This window comes from Streptomyces sp. H27-H1 (assembly GCF_026627445.1).
Classification (GTDB): domain Bacteria; phylum Actinomycetota; class Actinomycetes; order Streptomycetales; family Streptomycetaceae; genus Streptomyces.
Map to the genome: position 1 here is coordinate 1 of NZ_JAPNLJ010000141.1, position 1395 is coordinate 1395.

The following is a 1395-nucleotide window of genomic DNA, read 5'->3' on the forward strand; positions in this document are numbered from 1 at the left end:
GCGGTCAAGCGGTGCCCCAGACCCGGTGACACCACCCCCCAGGCCATGCCTTCGGCAGGGGGCACACAGTCATGCCGGGCCCGGGGGCCAGGAGCCCCATTGCGGGGCCACGAAAAAGGTAACGGGGCACGAGCGCGGACAACGCCGCCGCGGAGAGCCTGAACGCGACCATGAAGCGCGAGACACTCCAGCGACGGAAACGTTGGAACGGAACCGTGAGGCCCGACTCGCGGTCTTCCGATGGGCGACCCGCTACAACACCCGCCGCCGGTACTCCCGCCTCGGCCAGATCGCTCCGCACGACTACGAACAGCGATCAACTACGCTGGCCACCGCCGCATAACAACCGGTGTCCACGATCAAGGGTCAATGCCCGTTCCACCCTGATGCACGGGAACTACTGGCCCGCCACACGCCCACCAAGGGCGCCCGAGGCGCTCGCCGCATACTCAAGCGCCATCTGATCGACATCATCCACCGCGCGATGGTCCGAGACCGAGCCTCCTGGCAGCACCACATCAGCACCAACTCGCTGCTTGACATAGAAGCGTCAATGGCCTGCTGCCGCAGCAGCACGTCGCCTTCATGCACCCCGGCGCACGGCTGTGCGCCCGGCCCGCGGCCAGCGCCGGCTGCCGCAACGGCCCTGCGCTCTCCTCCCGCACACAAGCAGGTGGGCGCAGGGCCATTGTGCTGCCGGGTGTCAGCGGTTCTGCTGCTCGACGGTCGTCTTGAGCTCGCGCAGGAGTTCGGTGGTCTCCTGCTTCTTGCTCCAGTCCTCGGGCGCGGACTTGATGTTGGTCTCGATCTTCTTGACCTTCTCCGCAGCATCCTGCATACCGCGCGACATTTCCGACATCTGTGTCACCTTTCAGAACGGCGGGCTGCCTGACTGCAGCCAGCCACACACAAGGTGTATATCAGACAAATAGGGGTGGGGTGTCTAAATCTCGGCCGTCGCATGACCCAGTCAGCCGGAAGTACCCGCCGGCCACGGGCGCACTTCATGAACCGGACCGTCTCCCGCGGACGGGGTGCAGGCTGGGATGCGCTGGGCCCGGCGGGTAAGGGTCCGGGCCAGCCCTGTGGCGCACCGCCGGCACAGTTTCGCGAGCGCGGCGGTCCAGGCGGTTGGCGGGGCGCGCCGACGGGCGGGGCGTTGCCCGGCCGGAGCCGCGGCTTCGTAGTGTAGGGAGGGCCTGTGTGTCGGTGTGGTGTTCGAGGGCCGTCAGCAGGAGCGGTGCGAGTTCGCGGTTGGGCCAGGCATCTGTGCGACATCCCGCGTGTTCCCCTGAGCCCCGGAGAGAGTCCGGCCTGCTGGCCAGGGGGTTCGTCCCTCTCTCAGCAGCCCGGGGCTCAGTGAAATAACTTCAGGATTTATGAAGTACTCTCAGC

Annotated in this window: 1 protein-coding gene and 1 pseudogene; one reads left to right on the forward strand and one right to left on the reverse strand. The window is 66.9% G+C overall.

The window, feature by feature from the left end; genetic code table 11:
• Positions 1-125 precede the first annotated feature (125 nt).
• A pseudogene (locus OTB20_RS42150) lies at positions 126-343 on the forward strand (integrase core domain-containing protein); the annotation flags it as partial.
• 360 nt (positions 344-703) lie between these two features.
• Here OTB20_RS42150 and OTB20_RS42155 read toward each other — a convergent pair.
• Entirely contained in the window at positions 704-859 is a 156-nt protein-coding gene (locus OTB20_RS42155) for a hypothetical protein (RefSeq protein ID WP_267825181.1), read from the reverse strand.
• Positions 860-1395: the final 536 nt, after the last annotated feature.

Excerpts from the sequence above, each read along its gene's own strand:
- OTB20_RS42155 (WP_267825181.1), bottom strand. The coding sequence starts at position 859 with ATGTCGGAAATGTCGCGCGGTATGCAGGATGCTGCGGAGAAGGTCAAG.